Origin of the sequence: Desulfofundulus sp. (assembly GCF_049701015.1) — a bacterium.
Lineage (GTDB): Bacteria > Bacillota > Desulfotomaculia > Desulfotomaculales > Desulfovirgulaceae > Desulfofundulus.
Map to the genome: position 1 here is coordinate 1 of NZ_JBNATZ010000186.1, position 4,961 is coordinate 4,961.

General features: G+C 56.1%; 3 protein-coding genes. All 3 read left to right on the forward strand.

Going from position 1 to position 4,961, the window contains the following annotated elements:
• On the forward strand, nt 1-385 hold a 385-nt coding region (locus tag ACPLUI_RS10850), incomplete at its 5' end, for a VanW family protein (protein ID WP_424660280.1).
• 52 nt (nt 386-437) lie between these two features.
• The gene (locus tag ACPLUI_RS10855) at nt 438-1,538 is read left to right on the forward strand and encodes a DUF2225 domain-containing protein (RefSeq protein ID WP_424660281.1); all 1,101 of its coding nucleotides are present in this window, start codon (nt 438-440) and stop codon (nt 1,536-1,538) included.
• A gap of 427 nt (nt 1,539-1,965) precedes the next feature.
• Nucleotides 1,966-4,961, forward strand: a 2,996-nt coding sequence (locus ACPLUI_RS10860) for an invasin domain 3-containing protein (protein ID WP_424660282.1), incomplete at its 3' end; no start/stop codon positions are given.

Here is a 4,961-nt window from a genome sequence, read left to right on the forward strand (position 1 = left end):
ACCAGGCGAAGTATTCAGCTTCAACCGGGCTGTGGGGCCGCGCACGGTATCCAGGGGTTTCGTGGAAGGGGGGTCCGTCGTCGAGACGGTCTACGGCCCAAAAGCAGTGCCCGACGTGGGCGGGGGTGTGTGCCGGACGGCCACGGCCCTCCACCTGGCGGTGTTGAACGCGGGGCTGGAAGTGGTGGAACGCCACGGCCACAGTATGCCCGTGAGCTACGCTGAACCGGGTAAGGACGCGGCGGTGGCCTGGCCGTACTGGGACTTCCGGTTCAAGAACACGTCAGGGAAAACTCTGGCAATCAAAACTCGCAATGATCAGGGGAATCTGAGGGTGGAATTGTGGGGTTATCAGCCCTGCCACCAGTGCTTGACTTGCAACTGATCAAATTTTCCTCTCATGCCTGAAAATTTTGTTCGGAAAGGAATGCATAGTGGTGCCTGGAACAAAAATAATTCAATCCCTGGCGGCAGGTGAGTTTCTCTTTCGCGAGGGCGAACATAAAAGGGAAATGTATGTAGTATTACAGGGCAGGATCGAGCTCAGCAAAGCTGCCGGCGGTCACAGAGAAGTGCAGGCTTTTGTGGGACCGGGAGAACTTATCGACTGCAACTCCCTGCTGGAAGGTTTATCACAGCAAATCGACGCCCGGGCGATGGAAGATTCTCTGGTGCTAGTTATTAATGAGGATAACCTGGAACAGGTAATCAAAATGCACCCGCAACTGGCCGCAAAAATTACACGGGCGTTAAGGGATAAACCACCTGCTCAAAAAGAAACTCTCTGTGCAGGTTCAGGGCACCGTTTTCTTTACCAGTCAGAGATTAAATGCCCGGTATGCAGCACTACCTTTACGGTGTGCAAAGTGTTTCAATATAAATTATCTGTGACCGGTCAGGATAGCGATTTCCGCCAGCGTTACCGCGACTTTGAACCGCTTTTGTACAGCATCTGGGTTTGTCCGGCCTGTTTTTATGCTAACCAGTGCACCGATTTTCCGAATCTCTCCGCCAGGCAAAAAAAGCTGCTTCAGGACGGGAAGGCAGAAAGGCAAAAAGTTTTTTCCGGAACGATGGCCACCCCGGGAACACTGGAGTTTGCCCTGCTAGCACACAGGTTGGCCCTGTTCAACTCAGAACAGATGGCCGCGGAACCGGATAAAATAGCCCGCCTGTGGTTACACCTGGCCTGGCTGTATGAGGACGGGGGACAGAAAAAAGCTGCATTAGACGCCCGGGCCCGGGCATTGGAATACTCCCAGCGGGCTTACTTTAACAGTTCCCGGAAACTGTCCACCAAACAGGAGCAGCAGCTGGCCTATCTCATTGGCGAGCTGCATTTCAGACTGGGTCAGTATGCCGAGGCCCTGGATTTCTTTCGCCGGGCGGTGGTTGTGCGTGGGGGCAGCGCCGCCCTGAACGAGCAGGCCCGGGACATGATTGCTTTAACCAAAAAATGGCTAAACCAACCAGCTAACCTGCCGCCGGTTCATCCAGCGCAGAAGAAGCGAGTCGTCAGGGGAGAGCAAATACTTTGAAAAATACTTCTGGTAACTGATCTTGGAATTTATCAAGCGGAGAAACAGAACGAGAAAACACTTGCATGTACTGCTCGAAAGTAGTATTTTAAAGGAGCAGGGGGAGCCAAAACTTCCCCGGGGGCGGGGAAACCGCACCGGATCTTCTGGCATAAATGCCGGGAGAGCGGTGCGGTTTTCGTTTTTCCGCGAAAGATTTAGGGGGAAAGGGGGTGCTGATAGCGAAAATTCAGGAACGGTTGATGATTAGCAGGTAACTGTGCAGTCAGTTGAAAGTATTTCATGGTTCAAAAAGCAAACTTAAGAAAGCTGGGGACGGGGGAACCGTACTGGCAGACCGGATATTTCGGGTATCCGGCGCTGGTACGGTTTTTTTATTTGATGACCCCTCCCAGGTGAAACTGATAAGGAGGGAGCTTTTTTTGAAATGAAGAAGAAACTGAGTGTGGCAATGCTGGTAGTTTTCCTGCTTGCGCTGGCAGTATTTCCGGCAGGGGCATGGGCGGGAAAACCGGCGGTACCTGTCCAGGACGTACCGGCTGGGCAGGGGAATACGGTTGCAAGCCAGGTATACGGTAACGCTGCAACGGGGCAGGGATCTGTTGTAAGCCAGGCATACGGGGACATTACAGGCGGGCAACGGGAAGAGCCGGGTAACGGCGATGAAGATTTACCGGGAGTTTTGCCCGTACTGAGGACGGAGCCATCGGACGGGGTGACAGTAGTCAGGCCCGATGCGCCCATCAAGATTGTTTTTGACACGACATCGAGAGCGTTCAGGCACGTAAGCGAGCAGCTTGAGAAGGGTCACTTCTACGCGACTATTAACGGTCAGAAGGCAGACGCCGTTTACGACGGGCAGGGAACGGTAGAGGTCAAGCACGGTTTGCTCCAGCGGTACACCCGGTACACGGTGGAATTTGTGCTTCACCCGTATGACGAGGGCAGGCACCTCGGTTTTGAGAAGAACGAGTTGAGCGAAGGTTGGGAGAAGAAGAGCTGCAGTTTCGCGTTTGAAACGGGGTCAGCGCTGCACGAGCCGCGGCATGCGAAATTCAGCCTGTCTTCCAGCAACCCGAGAGTGACCGAAGGTACCGAGCTTGACGCGACATTTACCGATGACTACGGCCAGCCCGGTTACGGGGCGGCAGGTAAGGTAAACCTGGTGGAGTACGGTACCAGGAAGCCCGGTTCCGCAGTAGCTGATCCATCCGGGTTCACGGTACCCGAAGGCTCGGACGGGACAGTCAAGGTGCGCATTTCAGACACCGAGGCGGAAAAGGTGGGCGTGGCGGTTGAGGTTTCCGGCCCCTATCCTGAAGACACGGCGCGGTACGACGGCGAGATAAACTTCCGCCCCGGTCCCGCGGCGAAAGTGACTCTCTCCCTGGGTGCAGAGAGGGTAGTAGTGGGTCACACTGTTGCAGTATCCGGCACGGCGGTTGACGTGTATGAAAACCCGGTCGAGGACGGGACGCCTGTATCTGCCGCTGCAACGGCGGGGCAGGTATCCAGCGGGGCAAGCACAGCGGGTGGAGCGTTTTCGCTGGAATTTACCGCGCCCACAAAGAAACAGCCGGTGACCCTGACGGTCAAGGTCGACCAGTGCGAGAGCGAGTTGAGCATCCCGGTGATAGCCGACGTTCCGGCAAAAGTGACGGTAACGCCGGAGAAGCAAACTGCTCTGGCAGGCACTCAGGTAAACGTGAACGTACTTGTTCAAGACCAGTACGGGAACGCAGTTGAAGACGGGACAGCGGTAACGCTGGCAGCCAGCGGCGGCACGGTTACTCCGGTTGCGGCGGTCACAAAGGACGGCGCGGTAAATGCGCAGGCAACATCCGGCCAGGCCGGGCGGGTAACGGTCAGCGCGTCGGCAGGTAACGGCGTTAGCGGTTCTGCCGTGGTAAACTTTGTAGCAGTGGTGCCATCCGGCAGCCAGGTGAAGCTTAATATCATGCCCGACAGCACACCGGGCGAGTATGTTGTTCAGGGACAGGTAACGAAAGACGGTGTTCCGGTATCATCGGTAGCGATACCTCTGGTTGTCAAGAACGGCACATTGAGCGACCCGATACCGGTGACCGACCAGCAAGGTGGGTTCAGCACGACGCTGAGAGTGACGGGGTCGGGGTGTACCAGCGTAGCGGTGGATAGTACTCAAGCGCCGGGTGTAAGTTCGGGAACGGTTGGGGTTGACCCGCTTGTTTATGGAAACCAGCCGTGGACGGACACGGGGATAGACGTAGGCAGCGGGTTGCTCGTGCGGGTCAACGCGACAGGCACGTGGGCGGCCGGTCTTTACGCGAAGGTAGGGGACAGCGGCACGCCTGTGAATGTAGGAGCGAGCGGTGGTTTTGTGAGCGGGGTTGCGGGCAGACTGTACCTCGGCCCCAACACAGGGACATATACGGATAACGTTGATGCCATTATTCAGGTGGACGACCCGGTGGCGGTCGGCATACTTCCGACGCTGAACCTGGCGGCGAACCCGACACAGTTGCCGGCTGACGGGAAATCGACGTCGGTGTTGAGCGGGAAGGTGATGTACGGCCAGTACCCGGGTGTAGGTGTGACGGTAAACCTCTCCGCGACGCTGGGTACGGTAAGTCCTGTTTCCCCGGTGACCGGTGCTGACGGTTCTTACCAGGCCACGTTTACGGCCGGTACCCAGGGCGGGACGGCTACGGTATCAGCAACTTACAAGAACCTTACTCAGAAAGCAAATATGGAACTTACCGGACAACAAATTCCAGTGTTATTAGCAGGTGTAGTTATTAATGGTAACTATTCTCATTCTTTAGAAGTGAAGAGTGATGGTACGGTATGGGCATGGGGGAACAACAATTTCGGTCAACTGGGGGACGGCACCACGATTAACCACGCTACACCCGTGCAAGTTAAAAACCTGACGGGCGTGGTGGCGGTGGCAGCAGGTTATTATCACTCCCTTGCGTTAAAGTCGGACGGCACGGTATGGGCGTGGGGGAGTAATCACTACGGCCAGCTAGGTGACGGCACTACAACGGACCGTTATACTCCCGTGCAGGTGCAGAACCTTACGGACGTGGTAGCAGTAGCGGCTAATGATTTTTACTCACTCGCTTTAAAGTCTGACGGTACAGTGTGGGCGTGGGGTGATAACAGCTACGGCCGACTTGGCGATGGCACTACAACTAACCGTACTGTACCTGTGCAGGTCAAGAACCTGACCAGCGTAGTAGCGATAGCAGCTGGTAGTTGGCACCCACTTGCATTGAAGTCGGACGGCACAGTATGGGCGTGGGGGTGGAACCGCTACGGCCAGTTGGGCGACGGCACTACCACGAACCGTTACGCACCCGTGCAGGTGCAGAACCTTACGGGCGTGGTAGCAGTAGCGGCAGGTGGTGCTCACTCTCTCGCGTTAAAATCTGACGGTAC